11 protein-coding genes are annotated in these 15275 nt (G+C 66.6%); 7 read left to right on the top strand and 4 right to left on the bottom strand.

Annotated elements, in window-relative coordinates; all coding sequences use genetic code 11:
- The first annotated feature begins 141 nt into the window (after nt 1–141).
- The 5 genes from AC1Q7Q_RS29865 (at nt 142) to AC1Q7Q_RS29845 (ending at nt 6882) form a co-directional block, all read left to right on the top strand.
- The gene (locus AC1Q7Q_RS29865; protein WP_492371420.1) at nt 142–1521 is read left to right on the top strand and encodes an MFS transporter; all 1380 of its coding nucleotides are present in this window, start codon (nt 142–144) and stop codon (nt 1519–1521) included.
- A gap of 30 nt (nt 1522–1551) precedes the next feature.
- A complete protein-coding gene (locus tag AC1Q7Q_RS29860; RefSeq protein ID WP_492371419.1) occupies nt 1552–2568 on the top strand; it encodes a LysR family transcriptional regulator in 1017 nt (338 codons plus the stop codon).
- 326 nt (nt 2569–2894) lie between these two features.
- The gene (locus tag AC1Q7Q_RS29855) at nt 2895–4040 is read left to right on the top strand and encodes a porin (RefSeq protein ID WP_492371418.1); all 1146 of its coding nucleotides are present in this window, start codon (nt 2895–2897) and stop codon (nt 4038–4040) included.
- An 18-nt stretch (nt 4041–4058) separates the two neighbouring features.
- Nucleotides 4059–5396: an MFS transporter gene (locus AC1Q7Q_RS29850; protein ID WP_492371417.1), complete on the top strand. Its 1338-nt coding sequence runs from the start codon at nt 4059–4061 to the stop codon at nt 5394–5396.
- A gap of 4 nt (nt 5397–5400) precedes the next feature.
- On the top strand, nt 5401–6882 hold the full coding sequence (locus tag AC1Q7Q_RS29845; RefSeq protein ID WP_492371416.1) for a carboxylesterase family protein: 1482 nt from the start codon (nt 5401–5403) through the stop codon (nt 6880–6882).
- A gap of 231 nt (nt 6883–7113) precedes the next feature.
- On the opposite strand, the gene AC1Q7Q_RS29840 is transcribed toward AC1Q7Q_RS29845, so the two are convergent.
- Entirely contained in the window at nt 7114–8361 is a 1248-nt protein-coding gene (locus AC1Q7Q_RS29840; protein ID WP_492371415.1) for an MFS transporter, read from the bottom strand.
- A 125-nt stretch (nt 8362–8486) separates the two neighbouring features.
- On the opposite strand from AC1Q7Q_RS29840, the gene AC1Q7Q_RS29835 reads away from it, so the two are divergent.
- Complete coding sequence (locus AC1Q7Q_RS29835) at nt 8487–9449, top strand: LysR family transcriptional regulator (protein WP_492371414.1); 963 nt, start codon at nt 8487–8489, stop codon at nt 9447–9449.
- A 121-nt stretch (nt 9450–9570) separates the two neighbouring features.
- On the opposite strand, the gene AC1Q7Q_RS29830 is transcribed toward AC1Q7Q_RS29835, so the two are convergent.
- The 3 genes from AC1Q7Q_RS29830 to AC1Q7Q_RS29820 form a co-directional block, all read right to left on the bottom strand.
- The gene (locus tag AC1Q7Q_RS29830) at nt 9571–11634 is read right to left on the bottom strand and encodes an NAD(+) synthase (protein ID WP_492371425.1); all 2064 of its coding nucleotides are present in this window, start codon (nt 11632–11634) and stop codon (nt 9571–9573) included.
- A 252-nt stretch (nt 11635–11886) separates the two neighbouring features.
- Nucleotides 11887–13494: an MFS transporter gene (locus AC1Q7Q_RS29825; protein ID WP_492371413.1), complete on the bottom strand. Its 1608-nt coding sequence runs from the start codon at nt 13492–13494 to the stop codon at nt 11887–11889.
- 52 nt (nt 13495–13546) lie between these two features.
- Entirely contained in the window at nt 13547–13987 is a 441-nt protein-coding gene (locus AC1Q7Q_RS29820; protein WP_492371412.1) for a DoxX family protein, read from the bottom strand.
- Nucleotides 13988–14244: 257 nt separating this feature from the next.
- Here AC1Q7Q_RS29820 and AC1Q7Q_RS29815 point away from each other — a divergent pair, with 257 nt between their 5' ends.
- Entirely contained in the window at nt 14245–15261 is a 1017-nt protein-coding gene (locus tag AC1Q7Q_RS29815; RefSeq protein ID WP_492371411.1) for a tripartite tricarboxylate transporter substrate binding protein, read from the top strand.
- Nucleotides 15262–15275: the final 14 nt, after the last annotated feature.

Genomic DNA, 15275 nt, shown 5'->3' with positions numbered 1-15275 from the left:
TCTTTGCCTACTTTCTTGGCAAGACAAGAAAGTAGGTCGCCGCCCCGCAGGGGTGGTGAAACTGCCTTTGACTTTGACGTTTAGCAGTAGCAACCCCACCAAACAAAAACAAAACCCAAAAGGACCAAAAGGAGACCCCCCATGCCCCACATCGACATCCACAAACTAGCCGATGAATCCCGCTTCAACCGCTTCCACGCCCAAATCCTCCTCTGGTGCGCCCTCATCATCATCTTCGACGGCTACGACCTCGCCGTGGTCGGCATCGCGCTGCCGTCGATCATGAAGGGCATGGGCGTGGACGCCACCAGCGCCGGCTTCATGGTCAGCGCCGCGCTGTTCGGCATGATGTTCGGCGCCATCTTCATGGGCACGGTGGCTGACCGTATCGGGCGGCGCCGCGCCATCGCCATCTGCATCCTGCTGTTCAGCGTCTTCACCGCGGCGGCCGGCTTCACCAGCGATCCCGTGACGTTCAGCGTGACACGCTTCCTGGCCGGCCTGGGCATCGGCGGCGTCATGCCGAACGTGGTGGCGCAGATGACCGAGTACTCCCCGCGCAAGATTCGCGGGACCATGGTCACGCTGATGTTCAGCGGCTACTCGGTGGGCGGCATGTTGGCCGCGCTGCTGGGCAAAGGCATGATTGAAAGCTACGGGTGGCAATCGGTCTTCCTCGCCGCTGGCCTGCCGGCACTGCTGATCCCAGTCATCCTGAAGTCCTTGCCGGAGTCCATGCCCTTCCTGATCAAATCGGGCCAGATCGACGCACTCAAGCACATCGCCTCGCGCCTGGAGCCAGGCTACCAGCCCCAGCCCGGTGACCGGTTCGCGCTGCCCGCCGGCGAGCAAGCGGGCGACGCGCCCATCGGCAAGCTGTTCCAGGACGGACGCGGCTTTTCCACGTTGATGTTCTGGGTAGCGTTCTTCATGTGCCTGTTCATGGTCTACGCGCTCAGCTCCTGGCTGGCCAAGATGATGGCCGGTGCAGGCTATAGCCTGGGCTCGGCGCTCACCTTCGTGCTGGTGCTGAACTTCGGCGCCATGATCGGCGCCATCGGCGGTGGCTGGCTGGCGGACCGTTTCAATATCAAGTACGTGCTGGTGGGCATGTACGCCCTGGCCGCGGTATCGATCACGCTGCTGGGCTACCCGGTGCCCACCGCGCTGCTGTTCGTGCTGGTAGCGCTGGCCGGCGCCTCGACCATCGGCACGCAGATCGTCACCTACGCCTATGTGGGGCAGTTCTATCCGATGGCGGTCCGCGCGACCGGCATCGGCTGGGCGTCAGGCATCGGGCGCAGCGGGGCCATCCTGGCGCCGATCGTGATCGGCGCGCTGGTGGGCATGTCGCTGCCGCTGCAGCAGAATTTCGTGGCCATCGCCATTCCGGCGGTGATCGCGATGATGGCGGTGTTGCTGATCGATCATCGGCGCTCGGCTTCGGCGCAGCATGCCGAGGGCAAGACGGAGCATGTAGCACCCATCGCGCTGGTGGCGGGATCACACATAACATCGTAAGTGGGCGTGGCGGCGCAGGCGCCGCCACGCATGCACTTACGGGTAAGATCGCGGTTCGCTCCGACCTGCCCGGTCAACGGGCACATCCCGAAAGTTCATTCAAATCCACAAACGATGACCCCATTTCGCGGAAAGCTTCGGACGCGCCATCTGGAGATCATTCTCTCCGTCGCGGAACTTGGGAACCTGTCCAAGGCCGCCGAGCAATTGCACATGACGCAGTCCGGGCTTTCGCGGGCGGTTGCCGAGGTCGAGGAGATCGTTGCCGGGAAGCTGTTCGAGCGATCCGCGAAGGGCATGATGGCCACCGCGCTCGGAACCGCGATGTGCCGCCATGCGGCCTTGCTCCTGAGCGACTTCCACAAGGCCGAGGCGGATCTGGGTGCCATCGCCAGGGGCGATCTCGGCAACATGATCCTGGGCTGCTTCTCGATGTTCAGCCGGTGGCCGCTGGCGGAGGCCATTCTCCAGTTCCGCCAGGCGAATCCGCGCGTGGAGATCACGGTGGAAGTCGGATCGCACGAAGCCCTGATCGAGAAACTGGATGCGGGCGCGATCGACCTGCTCATCAGCCGCGCCCCGAGAAGCCAGAGCGCCGAAACCTACCGGACCGCCGCGCTGGTGCATGACGGCATCGTGCTTGCGTGCGCTCCGGATCATCCGCTGGCCAGGCAGGATGTCGATATCGCGACGTGCATCCAGTACCCCTGGATCTCCGCGCCACCAGGAAGCATCCTTCGGGAAATGCTGGTGCATGAAATCCGGGAAGCCGGTCTCCCGGCGCCGGAAATCGTGGGCGCGCTCTCGCTGGAACTGGGGCGCGAACTGATGTCGCGCGGCCACTTCCTGTGGCAGCTCCCCGAAAGTGCCGCACGCTTCATGGCCGCGCGCGGCGAGGTTTGCATCCTCCCGCTGTCGTTCAACCTCAGTCTTGGTCCGCTATCGGCCATCTGGCGGCGCGACCGGACCAGCACGCGGCAGACGCGCAGCTTTATCCTCAGCCTGCGGCGCGTCGTCGAATCCTCCTGGGACGCCGGCAGCCACTGAGCCTGCGGCTTGCCCCATTCGCGGGCAATCACACACCCCTTCAAAGCCGTCCGCACCGCGCTGGCGTCACCGCGCGTTCCCGTGCCGTGGCCCGCGTCCGCCATGCTTATTCACCTGCCTCGAAGCACCGGCACAGGCCATGCGACCTACGCATGACGCTTCTCAATTTCGTCATGCCTTGCCGCGCCACCTTCGCTCTACCATCGGTATCGGTCACAGGCCAATGACATCGCCCACGCGGCAAGTCGTTGCCGGATATCAGAGAGATCGCCACCTTGTGCTGCTGAGCGTGAGCGCTCCAACCGAAACCACAAAAGGAGGAAACAATGAGGACGAAAGGCCGCAGGTCTGCCATCACGGGAAGTGCATTTCCACGAATTCATCTGCGCCGGCTTTGCCTGGCAAGCCTGGCGACAACCGCGCTGGGCATGGCGGCCAATGCATCGGCCGCGCAGCCCGACGGGGTCTCACTCAGCGGCCTGGTAACGGCGGGTCCCACGGTGACGTCGAATGTCGGAGGGGCTTCACGCTATGGCGTCGATTCCGGCCCGTACCGGCCCAACTACATCGCCATGAACGGTTCCGAGACGTTGTCGCCAGACATGGCGGCGTACTTCAGGCTGGCCGGCCGGTTCTTTGCGGATAACGGCCAGACGGTCGGGCAGCTCTTCAACACCAATGCGATCGTTGGCTTGCGCGGTTCGCTGGGCGACCTCGCCCTGGGATACACGCGAGACTTCATGTTCGATTTCCTGACGATCCCGGGCTTCAGCGGCTCGTGGTTCGGCGGCATCTGGGGCAGCCCGCAGGGGCCGTTCCTGAATTTTGGCGGCGTCTATAGCCCGGCTCGCGTGGGTTCGTTCGACGCCGACCGGACCAACGGCGAAGCGCTGGCCAACGCGGCCAAGTACACCAGGCAATTCGGGCCGCTCAAGCTCGGCGCGATGTACGCCCTCGGCGAGCGCACCAGTTCGATCAACGACGGAAGCACCTATAGCCTCGGCGCACTCTACGAAACCCCGCGCTATGGCGCCGCCGTCGCCTATACGGATTTCAGGGACAGCAGCACGCCGACCAGCCGCGCGCACTTCCAGACGATGGGGCTGGGGGCAAAGTGGAACATCGGCGAGTCGACGATTGCTGGGTCTTACACCCGCGTGAGAAACGCGCTCACCAATGGCGCGATCGACACGTTCGGCGCGGGCTCGACAGTGCCTGTGGGCGATAGCTACACGATCAACCTTCACTACCAGTACATGAAGGGCAACGCGGCGCTGCAGGATCGCTACGCGCATCAGGTCCTGCTGAAACTGGACAAGGCGCTGTCGCTGAGAACCCATGTCTACCTGCAAGCCGCGTTCCAGAAGGCGGGGGGCACCGCGGACGCCAAGGCCTTTATCAACGGCGCTGCCGGCCCGTCGGACAGCAACAAGCAAGTACTGTCCGGGCTCTTTGTCGAGCACGCATTCTGAGCGGGACGAGCGCCTACCATGAAAAACCCCCCATTGCGTGCCGATCCCCTGGGCATCTCCGCGGTGATCGACGACATCCCGCCCAATCGACACCGCCGCCGCATCATCGCCATCTGCTTTGCCGTGGTTGCGCTCGAGGGCTTCGATGCAGCCATCATTGGATTCATTGCGCCGCAGATCGCTACGCACTTCAGCGCGAAGCCCGCCGAGATTTCCGCTGCCATCGCAGCGGGCATGTTCGGGCTGCTGCTCGGCTATGTCACCGCGGGGAGCATTGCTGACACACGAGGACGAAAGCCTGTGCTTGTGGCCGGCACGCTAGCGTTTGCGCTAGCCACCCTCGCCTCTGCGTTCAGCGCATCGCTATTCCAGCTGGTGGCATGGCGATGCCTGACCGGCGTGGGCGTCGGTGTGGCGATGCCCGCCGTTGCCGCGCTGCTGGCGGAATTGCTGCCCGCCCGCCGGCGCGCATCGGCGCTCTCCGGCGTGTTCTGCGGATTCCTGTTCGGCTCTGCCGCGGCGGGCTTCCTGACGGGGCACCTGATCGATGGCATCGGCTGGCAGGGGCTGTTTCTCCTCGGAGGCATCGGGCCGCTGCTGCTCGTTCCCGCCATCCTTGCTCTCTTGCCCGAGTCTCCAGCATTCCTGGTGCAGATCGGGGCCGGTTCGGGCCGGGTATGCGCCGCCCTGGCCAAGCTGGGCGCGCCCCAGCCTGGCGCAGCGATGTTCAAGGCCCCCGCGCAGCCGGCCGAGATCACCAAGGGCAGCGTGGCGCAGCTCTTCAGTACGCAGTACCGGTCAACCACGGTGCTGCTCTGGCTGCTGATGTTCCTGATACTGGGCAGCTTCTATGTCATCGCGAGCTGGCTCCCGACCTTGATCAAGAGTACCGGGGAAAGCGTTGCCATGGCTTCCAGGACGGCCTCCCTGTTCCAGTTTGGCGGCCTGGTCGGCGCGGTGGTCGGCGCCTTCGCCATCCGGCGCGTCGCGCCGTTGCGTTTCGTCGGGATCGCCTTGCTGATCGGTGCCGCCAGCCCGCTTCTGATCGCCTCACCCGATGCCACGGCAGGGTACGCCATCGCCGTATTCTGCTCGGGCTTCCTGATCAGCGGGCCCATCGTCGTGCTCAACGCCGTCGCGGTTGCGGCCTACCCCACGCAGATACGTTCCGTGGGCGCGGGCTGGGCCAGCGCGCTCGGCCGCGTGGGATCGCTGGCCGGCGCGGGCTCTGTCGGGCTATTGATCAAGTCCGGCGTGGGGCTGCCCGAGATCATCGCCACTGTCGGCGCCGCGGTGCTGGTGTGCGCCGTGATCGTACCGTTCCTTATCCGCAAGTTGCGTGAACCTGGAGTCTGATCCAATGCCTGTCAAAGAGAAATCCGTTGTGGTGTCCTTGTCCATCGGCGCCATCCGTGGCGAGGCGTCCGATGGCGTCTTTGCATTTCGCGGGGTGCCTTATGGCGAGCGAGCCCATCCTGGGAACCGGCTATCCGAAGTGATGCCGCCGTCCGCATGGACTGGCGAACGCGATGCCACCGCGCTCGGCGCGGTCTTTCCGCAAGCCCCTTCGCGCCTGGCTACGGTCATGGGCAACGGCATCGACCGCAACCCGCAATCCGAAGACGCATTCCTCCTCAATGTGTGGGCGCCGCGGGACGCGGAGCGCCGGCCAGTGTTGGTGTTTATTCACGGTGGCGGTTTTCTCACCGGCGGTGGCACCGCTGCCTGGTATGACGGCGAACGCTTGGCCAGGGAAAGCGGGATGGTGGTGGCAACGGTCAACTACCGGCTTGGCGCGCTGGGCCATTTCACCGATGCCAGCGATGCGCGCGGCGCCAATCGCGCCGTTCGCGACCTGATTCGCGCCCTGGAGTGGGTGCAGGAACATATCAGCCGGTTTGGCGGCGATCCGGCGCGCGTCACGGTGGGCGGCCAGTCGGCCGGTGCCTACTACGCCTGGTTGCTTGGCGTCAGCCCTGCGTCGAAGGGGCTGCTCCATCGAAACGCCATGTTCAGCCTGCCGGCCCTGCCGCCGCTTTCACCGGACGACGCGTATCGCACGAGCCTCGCGCTGCTCGACGCCGCAGGCGCGCAAGACATCGGCGCGTTGTCGGTCAATGAGATCCTTGCGGCGCAGAGCCAGTTGATGCGCTCGCGCGCCAGTTTCGGTGAAGTCTCGGTCGGCTTGCGGCCGGTGGCAGAAGAAGGCCTTGTCCCCGACTGGCTCTTCGACCTGCCGCGCGCGGCCAGGCAAGCGCACGTGTCAGCGTCCCTGCTCGGCTTTACGGCTGACGAGAGTACCGCCTTCATGGCAGCCGCGCCCGAGGTGGTGGAAGCCTCGGCGCAGCAGGTCATGGCTTGGTTCGAGAACAAATTCGGGGCGGCCGCAATGGAGCACTACGCGGCCTTTGCTGCCGCGCGCCCTGCCCACACGCCGTACACCCAGTTGGTCGATGCAAGCGGATACGGCCTGTTCGGTGCCGCGGCGCGCGAGATCTCCAGCGCTCTCGCCAGCGCGGCCAAGCCTGTCTATCCGTACCGGTTCAGCGTGCAGAGCCGCGTGCCAAACCTCATGAGCCCGCATTGCCTGGAACTGCCCTTCCTGTTCGGGAACCGCGGCAACTGGCTTGATGCACCCATGATTGCGAACATCCCTGAAGAGATATTCGAGAACGTGGGCGCCGCCTTCCGCCTGGCCATATCCAGCTTTGTCACGACGGGCAAGCCAGCCACGCCGTCTGGTGCTGCGTGGCAGCCCTTCGATGTCGCCGAGCCGGGCATCGCGGACTTCGCGGATGCCGGCCTCTCCTGGCAGCCGTGGCATCCCTTGCTTGCCACTTAGTGCCAGCCATGGGTAGCGAAACGTCCGAGAACCGGTGACAACCTCGTCTCCGGCCGACAACACCCGCCCCGCTCTGTGTGGCGGCAGACATTCGCAGCCCTCTCCTGGTCCCAGACTCATCCCTGTACGTGACTGGCCCCTAGCACCGTACCTTCGCCCCGCCATGCCCTTTCCCAGGCTGGCGGGGCTCCTTTGCGCTCCGGCAGGAGAGTCGTCAAGCCACGGATGCCATCACCGGGCCAGCCGTGCCCCCGGCCACATCCGTACCACCAGGGCCCCGACGGCCGTCGCGGTCGACAACAGCGTCACCGCCATCCAGCCCCAGCGCGCCAGCAGCACGCTGCCCAGCGCGGCGCCGGCCGCCATCCCCACGAACATGCCGACAAACAGCACCGCATTGAGGCGGCTGCGGGCGCCAGGCTCGATGCCGTAGACGATGGTCTGGTGCGCGACCAGCGTCACTTGCACACCAAGGTCGAAGCCCAGCGCGCTGGCGCCAATCAGCCACAGCCGTGCGTGCGGTGCGAGCAGCGGCGAGAGCAGCATCCCGGCGAACGAGATCGCGGTCAGCGCGATGCCCAGGCGGGTGACGAGCTCCGGGCCCTTGCGGTCTGCCAGGCGGCCGGCCAGCGGTGCGGCGAGCGCACCGGCGGCACCGGCCAGGCCGAATGCGCCGGCAGCCGCGCTGCCCAGGTGGAACGGCGCGCCGTGGAGCATCACGGCCAGGGTCGACCAGAATGCGCTGAAGCCAACCGACAGCAGCCCCTGTGACAGCGTCGCCCGGCGCAGCGCGCCGTGCTTCTGCCACAGCTTGCCGAGCGAGCCCAGCAGCGCGCTGTACGCAAGATGGGTGGTGGGCTTGAAGCGCGGCAGGCCGCGCGCGGCCACCACGCCGATCAGCGCAATGCTGGCCGCTGCGATCACGAACATGATGCGCCAGCCGAAGTGCTCGGCCACAAACCCGCTGAGCACGCGCGAGAGCAGGATGCCGAGCAGCAGCCCGGTCATCACGGTGCCGACGACCTTGCCCCGGTGCGACTCGGGCGCCAGCGTGGCGGCGGCCGGCACGATGTCTTGCGCCATCGTCGCGGCCAGCCCGATCGCCAGGCTGGTGGCCAGCAGCAGCCCGATGCCGGAGGCGGCGCCGCTGGCTAGCAGCGCGACGCTGAGCACGGCAGCCTTGGCCAGGATGATGCGCCGGCGGTCATAGCGGTCGCCCAGCGGGGCCAGCAGCAGGATGCCCAGCGCATAGCCGAGCTGCGTGAGCGTAGGCACCAGGCCGACCGCCGCATCGGACGCGCCGATGTCCGGGCCCAGCACGCCGAGCATGGGCTGGCTGTAGTACAGCGACGCCACGGCTAGGCCGGCGCCCGCGGCAAGCAGCAGGACCAGCCGTGCGGGCAGGCCGGTGGCAGGGGAATCCGCCGTGTGCGTTGTGCGCGCGGCAGCGGTGGTATGTGCGGCTTGAATGGAAGACATTGCGTTAACCCTCAGTTGGAAAACATGGCTGGAGTTTGCCGGTGGCCCTCGGCACGTGGTAGTACTACACTTCGCACAATGGCTATACGCCAGACGCATGACCAACAGCCGCCGTGCCGGAAACCATGAAAACCCAGCCCTCCGCTCCAGTCGCTCCAGTCGCTCCGGCCACCTCCTCCACGCCTTCCGCCGACCGCGTCGAGCTGATGCAGACCTTCGTGCGGATTGTCGAGGCCGGCAGCCTGTCGGCGGCCGCCGCGCAACTAGGCACCACCCAGCCCACCATCAGCCGCCGCCTGCAAAGCCTGGAGCGCTCGCTTGGCCTGCGCCTGCTGCAGCGCTCAACCCATGCGATGAAGCTCACCGAGGATGGCGAGCGCTGCTTTGGGCGCGCCAAGGAGCTGGTAGCGGGATGGGAGGCTTTCGAAGCGGACCTGCGCGGCGCCGGTGACGAGCCCGAAGGCACGCTGCGGGTCGTGGTGCCGCATGCCTTCGGGCAGCAGCAGTTGCTGGGGCCGCTGGCGGAGTTCCTGCGCCGTCACTCGCGGGTGACGGTGGAGTGGCTGTTGTATGACCGGACACCGGAGTTCATTGCTGACGGCATCGACTGCGCCATCCACGTTGGCGAGGTGAGCGACCCGTCGGTGGTGGCGATCCGGCTTGCCGAGGTGCCCCGCATCGTCGTTGCCGCGCCTGCCGTGCTGGATGGCTTGGCGACGCCCTCGCACCCGAACGAGCTAGCCATGCTGCCCTGGCTTTCCCTGCGCACCTTCTATCGCAACGAGGTGACGCTGACCCATGCGGCGACAGGCGAGAACCAGCGGCTGACGTTCCGCCCGCGCATGGGCACCGACAGCCTGTATGCGTTGCGCAGCGCGGCGGCGCTGGGACTAGGCGTGGCCGTGGCGTCGGCCTGGCTGATGGCCGAGGATATTGCACAGGGCCGGCTGCTGCACCTGGTGCCCGAGTGGCGGGCATCCTCGCTGCCGATGTACCTGATCTATCCCTATGCGAGCTTCTATCCCGCCAAGCTGCGCCGCTTTGTGGAGACGATGCGGCAATGCGTGCCGGCGACCATGGCAGGATGAACCCTGGCCGAGCGCAAGCTGCCGCCGGGCGGCAGGCTCAAGATCGAAGTGCTCGGCATCGACCCGCCGGGCCGCTTCGCGTGATAGCCAAAGCCCGGAAACCAGAGCCACCCCGGCGCCATCAGATCTCGTCCGGCACCCGCTCCAGGTCCTTCATCCACACCACGGACTCCGAATCGCTCGGCGCCCGCCAGTCTCCGCGCGGCGACAGCGAGCCGCCCGACCCCACCTTGGGCCCGTTCGGCACGCACGAGCGCTTGAACTGGCTGGTCCGGAAAAAACGGTCGAGGAAGATGCGCAGATTGCGCTTGATGTCGGCCACCTTGTACACATTGCGCACCACGTCCAGCCCGTCAGGCCAGTTGCCCTTGTCGCGCTCGCCCCATGCGCTCAGGGCAAGGAAGGCGATCTTGGTCGGCGTGAAGCCGAACCGCAGCGTGTAGTACAGGTTGAAATCCTGCAGCTCATACGGACCAATGAAATTTTCGGTCTTTTGCTGGGGCGCGTCGGCGGAGTCGCCCGGCACCAGTTCCGGGCTGATCTCCGTGCCAAGCACGTCGAGCAGCACGTCCGAGCCGGCATTGCCGATCTGCCCGGTCTCCGCCACCCAGCGGACCAGGTGCGAGATCAGCGTCTTGGGCACGCTGCCGTTCACGTTGTAATGCGACATGTGGTCGCCCACGCCATACGTGCACCAGCCCAGGGCCAGCTCGCTCAGGTCGCCGGTGCCGATCACGATGGCGTGGCTGTGATTGGCGAAGCGGAACAGATGGTTGGTGCGCTCGCCCGCCTGTACGTTCTCGAACGTGACGTCGTACACAGGCTTGCCGGACGCATAGGGGTGCTCGAGGTCCTTGAGCATCTCGACGCAGCTTGGCCGGATGTCGATCTCCTTGGCCACGCAGCCCACCACCTCCATCAGCTTGCGCGCCTGGAGCAGCGTGCGCTCGCTGGTGGCAAAGCCCGGCATGGTGATGCCGATGATGTTGGTGCGCGGCAGCTTCAGCCGATCCATGGCCTTGGCGCACACCAGCAGCGCGTGCGTGGAATCCAGCCCGCCGGAGACGCCGATCACCACCTTGGAGATGCCGCTGGACGACAGCCGCTGGACCAGCGCCTGCACCTGGATGTTGTAGACCTCGCTGCAGCGCTCGTCGCGCCGCCGCGCGTCGGACGGCACGTAGGGGAACCGCTCCACCGTCCTGCGCAGCGGCAATGGCTTGTCCAGCACCAGGTTCATGGCAAAGGGGATCACCTTGAACTTCGCCACCTCCGCGCCGTGGCGCCGCACCGAGTGGCCGAACGTGGTCTGGTGCATGCGCTCGCGCGACAGGCGCTCGAGGTCGACATCCGCAAAGGTCAGGTGCGAGCTGTCCGCAAAGCGCTCGGACTCCGCGAGCAGCTCGCCGTTCTCGTAGATCAGCGCCTGCCCGTCCCACGCCAGGTCGGTGGACGACTCGCCCTTGCCCGCCGAGCTGTACAGGTACGCCGCCAGGCAGCGCGCCGACTGCTGGCTGACCAGCTGGTGCCGGTAGCCGGACTTGCCGACCACGATGTTGGAGGCCGACAGGTTCACCAGCACGGTCGCGCCCGCCAGCGCCGCGAACGACGACGGCGGAATCGGCACCCACACGTCCTCGCAGATCTCCACATGGAAGCGCAAGAACGGCACGTCTTGCGCCTCGAACAGCAGGCCGGCGCCAAAAGGCACCTTGCTGCCGCACAGCAGCACCTCCGTGGCTACCGCGCTATCGGCCGAACTGAACTGGCGCGCCTCGTAGAACTCCCAGTAGTTCGGCAGGTAAGTCTTGGGAACCACGCCAAGGATGCGCCCGCCGGCTACCACCGCCGCGCAGTTGAACAGCTGATGCTCGACCCGCAGCGGCAGCCCCACCACCAGCGTCGCGGCAATCGACTTCGACGCATCGACGATCGCGGCAAGGGCCGCCTCGCAGGCGTCGAGCAAGGCGCGCTGATGGAACAGGTCGTCGCAGGTATAGGCGGACAAACCCAGCTCCGGAAAGGCCACCAGCGCCGCGCCCTGGCTGGCGGCATCCCTGGCCAGCGCGATCGTTTCGGCGGCATTGAAGGCCGGATCGGCCACGCGGCACACCGGCACGCCCACGGCCACGCGGGCAAAGCCATGGGCGTAGATATTGAGGAACGGGTTCTTCGTGTCAGTCATGTCAATCATGTCAATCATCCTTGCACTGCGCGGTGCAGCGCTTGCGGCGCAGGCCGGGCGAGAAGTAGGTTGTGCGGTATATGGCGCAATTCTACGACGCGCGCGGGGGGACGTCCCGAAGCAACGAGGCGTTGGCGCGCCACAGTGGTGCGCGTAGTTGCTGGAGAACAGCCCGGCGCAAAGCCCAAGGGCCGGCAAACTGCGCCAGGAAGGCATGCGGTCCTTCATGCCTCGGCGCCTGCCGCGCGCTCGCTAAGGCGGAGACACGAAATGCCGGACCCTGGGCGCCGCCGGCCCCAGGTGCAGCGCATGGACGCGGGCCTGGATCGCCTTGTCGTTCACACTGAAGCGCTCATGCTGGCGCAGATGCTCCAGCCACGACTCGATGACAAACGTTTCCACATAGCGCCCCGGCTCGTCCATGTCCTCGAACAGGCTCCATGACAGCGCCCCGCCCCGCCGGCGCACGCGCCGCATCTCACGGGCAGCGGCATGGAACGCAGCGGCATTGGCCCTGTCGATGTAGTACTCGACGCTGATCATCACGGGGCCGCGATCGCCCGCGGCCTCGCCAGGCACCGGCGCGCCCGCATGATGTGGCGACGGGGTGAGATCGAGATCGGGAGAATCGGCCAGCCGCCAGCGCATGGCCAGCGCGGCGGCAAGCAGCATGCCCACGCCGGCCACCTGCAGTGCCGGCGCGGTGCCCTCTAGCGAGGCAACCTGTCCCCATACCGCGCTGCCGGCCGCCATCGAACCAAAGAACACCAGCAGGTAGACCGCCAGCGCCCGCGCCTTGACCCACCCGGCGGAACTGCGCTGCGCACCGCCATTGAGCACGGACAGCACGACAATCCACGCCATGCCTGCGAACAGCAGCACGATGGCGATCAGGGCAAAGCGCTTGATGCCCGACATGGCGAACAAGGCCAGCGCAAAGATCACGCTGGCGCCCAGCACCAGCCAGTCGGGCGAGAGCATCTTGCGCAGGCGCGGCAGCATCAGCGCGCCGCCGATCGCGCCGGCGCCCACGCACGCCAGCAGCAGCCCATAGCCACCGGGGCCCACCGCCAGTTCCTTGCGCGCTACCAGCGGCAACAGCGCCCAACCGGCGCTGCCGAAGGCAAAGAACGCCACCGCGCGAACCAGCACCACCTGCAGCACTGGCGCCGCCTGCACGTAGCGCAGGCCCGCCCGCACGGCCGGGAAGAAATGCTCGGGCGGCAAGCGCCGTGTGGTCTGCGCGGGCTGCCATCGGCAGATCACCCACAGCACGCCCACCACCGACACCGCATTCAGGAGGAACACGGCAGGTGGACCAAACAGAGTCAGCACGACGCCGCCCAGGGCGGGCCCGATCGCCCGGCTGATATTCACCCCCAGCGAGTTGAGCGCCACCGCCGACTGCAGCTCCGGCTTGGGCACCAGGTCCGGCACGATGGCCTGGAACGGCGGCGCGCTCATCGCCGCACCGGTGCCCAGCAGGAAAGTGGCGGCCAGCAAGACCGCCGGCGTTACCAGCCCGGCCAGCGCCAGCAGGCCCAGCGCCGTCGCCACCACCAGCATCCAGGCCTGGGCAAACAGCAGGTATTTGCGCCGGTCCACGATATCGGCCAGCACGCCGGACGGCAGGGCAAACAGGAACATCGGCAGCGTGGTGGCGGCCTGCACCAGGGCCACCATCAGCGGCGACGGGCTGACCGAGGTCATCATCCAGCCGGCGCCCACATCATGCATCCAGGTGCCGATATTGGAGACCAGGGTTGCTAGCCAGATGGCCCGGAACACCTTGTTGCGCAAGGGGCTCCACGGCCCGCCCGCAGGCTGCGCCAGCGCGGTGCCGGAGAGTTCCTGATTCATTTCAACTCCAGGTCCAGTGATGCCGGGCGGCCCGCTGCGGCTACGCGCCAGGCTAGCCACGATGGCGCCGGTGACGCAGGTCGTACCAGGCCACCAGCACGAAGCCGCCAACCAGGCCGAGGTGTTCGAAGAAGGCATTGGCCGCCATGAAACGCTCCGGCGGCGCCATCAGCCAGAACCGGTTGGCGATCAGGGTGGCAAAGGCGGTGAACACCGCCAGCGCCAGCGCGCCGGCCCAGCGATAGAAGCCGAGCAGGATCATCAGCGAAGCCCCCAGTTCGAGCGCGATGGTGGCCGCCGCCAAGGGCGCCGCTGGCGCCAGGCCGAAGTGCGCCAGTTCCGCCACGGCGCCGGGGAAATCCAGCGCCTTGTTGATGCCGCCCTGCAGATAGGCCGCGCAAAGCCCCAGCAAGCCTATCCACGCTATGACGGACGCGGTGCGCGACAGGCCATTGCCGCGGGAGATCCCGGGGTACGAGCTTCTCGATTCCATCGATGCATCCCCTTGATAGGTAAGTTGCCAACTCGCTTGCCTAACCGCAAAGGCGCAAAACCGGAACGGCCCGCGCCGCCAGCCGTCCTGCCGGCCACGAGCCGCGACGGCGTCACACCATGTGATTGTAGGATGCGACGCGGGCCAGGACGAAGGGAACCGAAGCCGCACAGCGCCGCACGGCTGCGGCAATAACCCTGCCGCCGTGTGTGCGCGCATGCTGCTCTATCATGTCGGTCATCCGAAGATGGCTTCACATGAAATTCTCATCCGTCGTACGCTGCCTCGCGGCGATCTCGTTGCTTGGGGCGGCGCTGGCAGGCATGCCGGCCCGGGCCAATACCAATACCAATACCAATGCCAGCGCCAACCCCGCTAGCGACTTCCCGCAGCGGCCAATCCGCCTGGTAGTGACATTTCCGCCGGGCGGCGGCACCGATACCCTGGCGCGGGTGATCGGCACGGAACTTGGGCGCAGCCTCGGGCAGGCCGTGGTGGTGGACAACCGGCCCGGTGCCAGCGGCAATATCGGCGCGGAGCTGGTGGCAAGGAGCCCGGCAGATGGCTATACCCTGCTGGTGGTCAACAGCAGCTTCGCCATCAATCCCGGCGTGTTCCGCAAGCTGCCCTTCGAGCCAGGCAAGGACTTCAGCGCGGTCATCGCGTTTGCGTCGGTGCCGTCCGTGATCGCCGTGCCGGAACAGTCCCCGATCCATAGCGTCAAGGACCTGATCGCTGCCGGGCGCTCGGGCAAGCCGCCCAGCTATGCGTCGTGCGGCAACGGCACGCCGCAGCACCTGGCGGGCGAGTTGCTGAAGATCTCGGCAAGGACCGATCTGCTGCATATTCCCTACAAGGGATGCGCACCCGCCATGACCGACGTGCTGGGCGGCCAGGCGGACGTCAGCATCAACACGCTCACCAACACCCTGCCCTACCTCAAGACTGGCAAGCTACGCGCGCTGGCGGTCACGTCCCGTGGCCGCTCACCGTTCCTGCCCGAGGTGCCCGCGGCCAGCGAGCTTGGCCTGCCGGGCTACGACGTCGACCAGTGGTTCGGCATCCTGGCGCCAGCGGGCACGTCGCCCGAAGTCGTGCAAAAGCTCAACCTGGAGATCGCCAGGGTCATTGCCAGGCCGGAGGTCATGGCCAACCTGGCGAACCTGGGTTTCGCCACCACCCACAGCACGCCGGCGGAGTTCCAGCGGGTGGTGAACGCCGATATCGCGCGATGGACCAAGCTGGCCCTGCGGATCGGCCTCAAGGCTGACTGATGCAAATCGATGCA

The organism is Cupriavidus sp. GW823-FHT07A04, from assembly GCF_058794615.1.
Note: the sequence above shows the minus strand (reverse complement) of the source record. Positions and strands in the feature narration are given on the sequence as shown.

Bases quoted from the DNA above. Each gene is read 5' to 3' on its own strand.
- AC1Q7Q_RS29825 (WP_492371413.1), bottom strand. From the start codon at position 13,494: ATGAATCAGGAACTCTCCGGCACCGCGCTGGCGCAGCCTGCGGGCGGG.
- AC1Q7Q_RS29820 (WP_492371412.1), bottom strand. From the start codon at position 13,987: ATGGAATCGAGAAGCTCGTACCCCGGGATCTCCCGCGGCAATGGCCTG.
- AC1Q7Q_RS29840 (WP_492371415.1), bottom strand. From the start codon at position 8,361: ATGTCTTCCATTCAAGCCGCACATACCACCGCTGCCGCGCGCACAACG.
- AC1Q7Q_RS29865 (WP_492371420.1), top strand. From the start codon at position 142: ATGCCCCACATCGACATCCACAAACTAGCCGATGAATCCCGCTTCAAC.
- AC1Q7Q_RS29830 (WP_492371425.1), bottom strand. From the start codon at position 11,634: ATGACTGACACGAAGAACCCGTTCCTCAATATCTACGCCCATGGCTTT.
- AC1Q7Q_RS29815 (WP_492371411.1), top strand. From the start codon at position 14,245: ATGAAATTCTCATCCGTCGTACGCTGCCTCGCGGCGATCTCGTTGCTT.
- AC1Q7Q_RS29845 (WP_492371416.1), top strand. From the start codon at position 5,401: ATGCCTGTCAAAGAGAAATCCGTTGTGGTGTCCTTGTCCATCGGCGCC.
- AC1Q7Q_RS29855 (WP_492371418.1), top strand. From the start codon at position 2,895: ATGAGGACGAAAGGCCGCAGGTCTGCCATCACGGGAAGTGCATTTCCA.
- AC1Q7Q_RS29835 (WP_492371414.1), top strand. From the start codon at position 8,487: ATGAAAACCCAGCCCTCCGCTCCAGTCGCTCCAGTCGCTCCGGCCACC.
- AC1Q7Q_RS29860 (WP_492371419.1), top strand. From the start codon at position 1,552: ATGCACTTACGGGTAAGATCGCGGTTCGCTCCGACCTGCCCGGTCAAC.
- AC1Q7Q_RS29850 (WP_492371417.1), top strand. From the start codon at position 4,059: ATGAAAAACCCCCCATTGCGTGCCGATCCCCTGGGCATCTCCGCGGTG.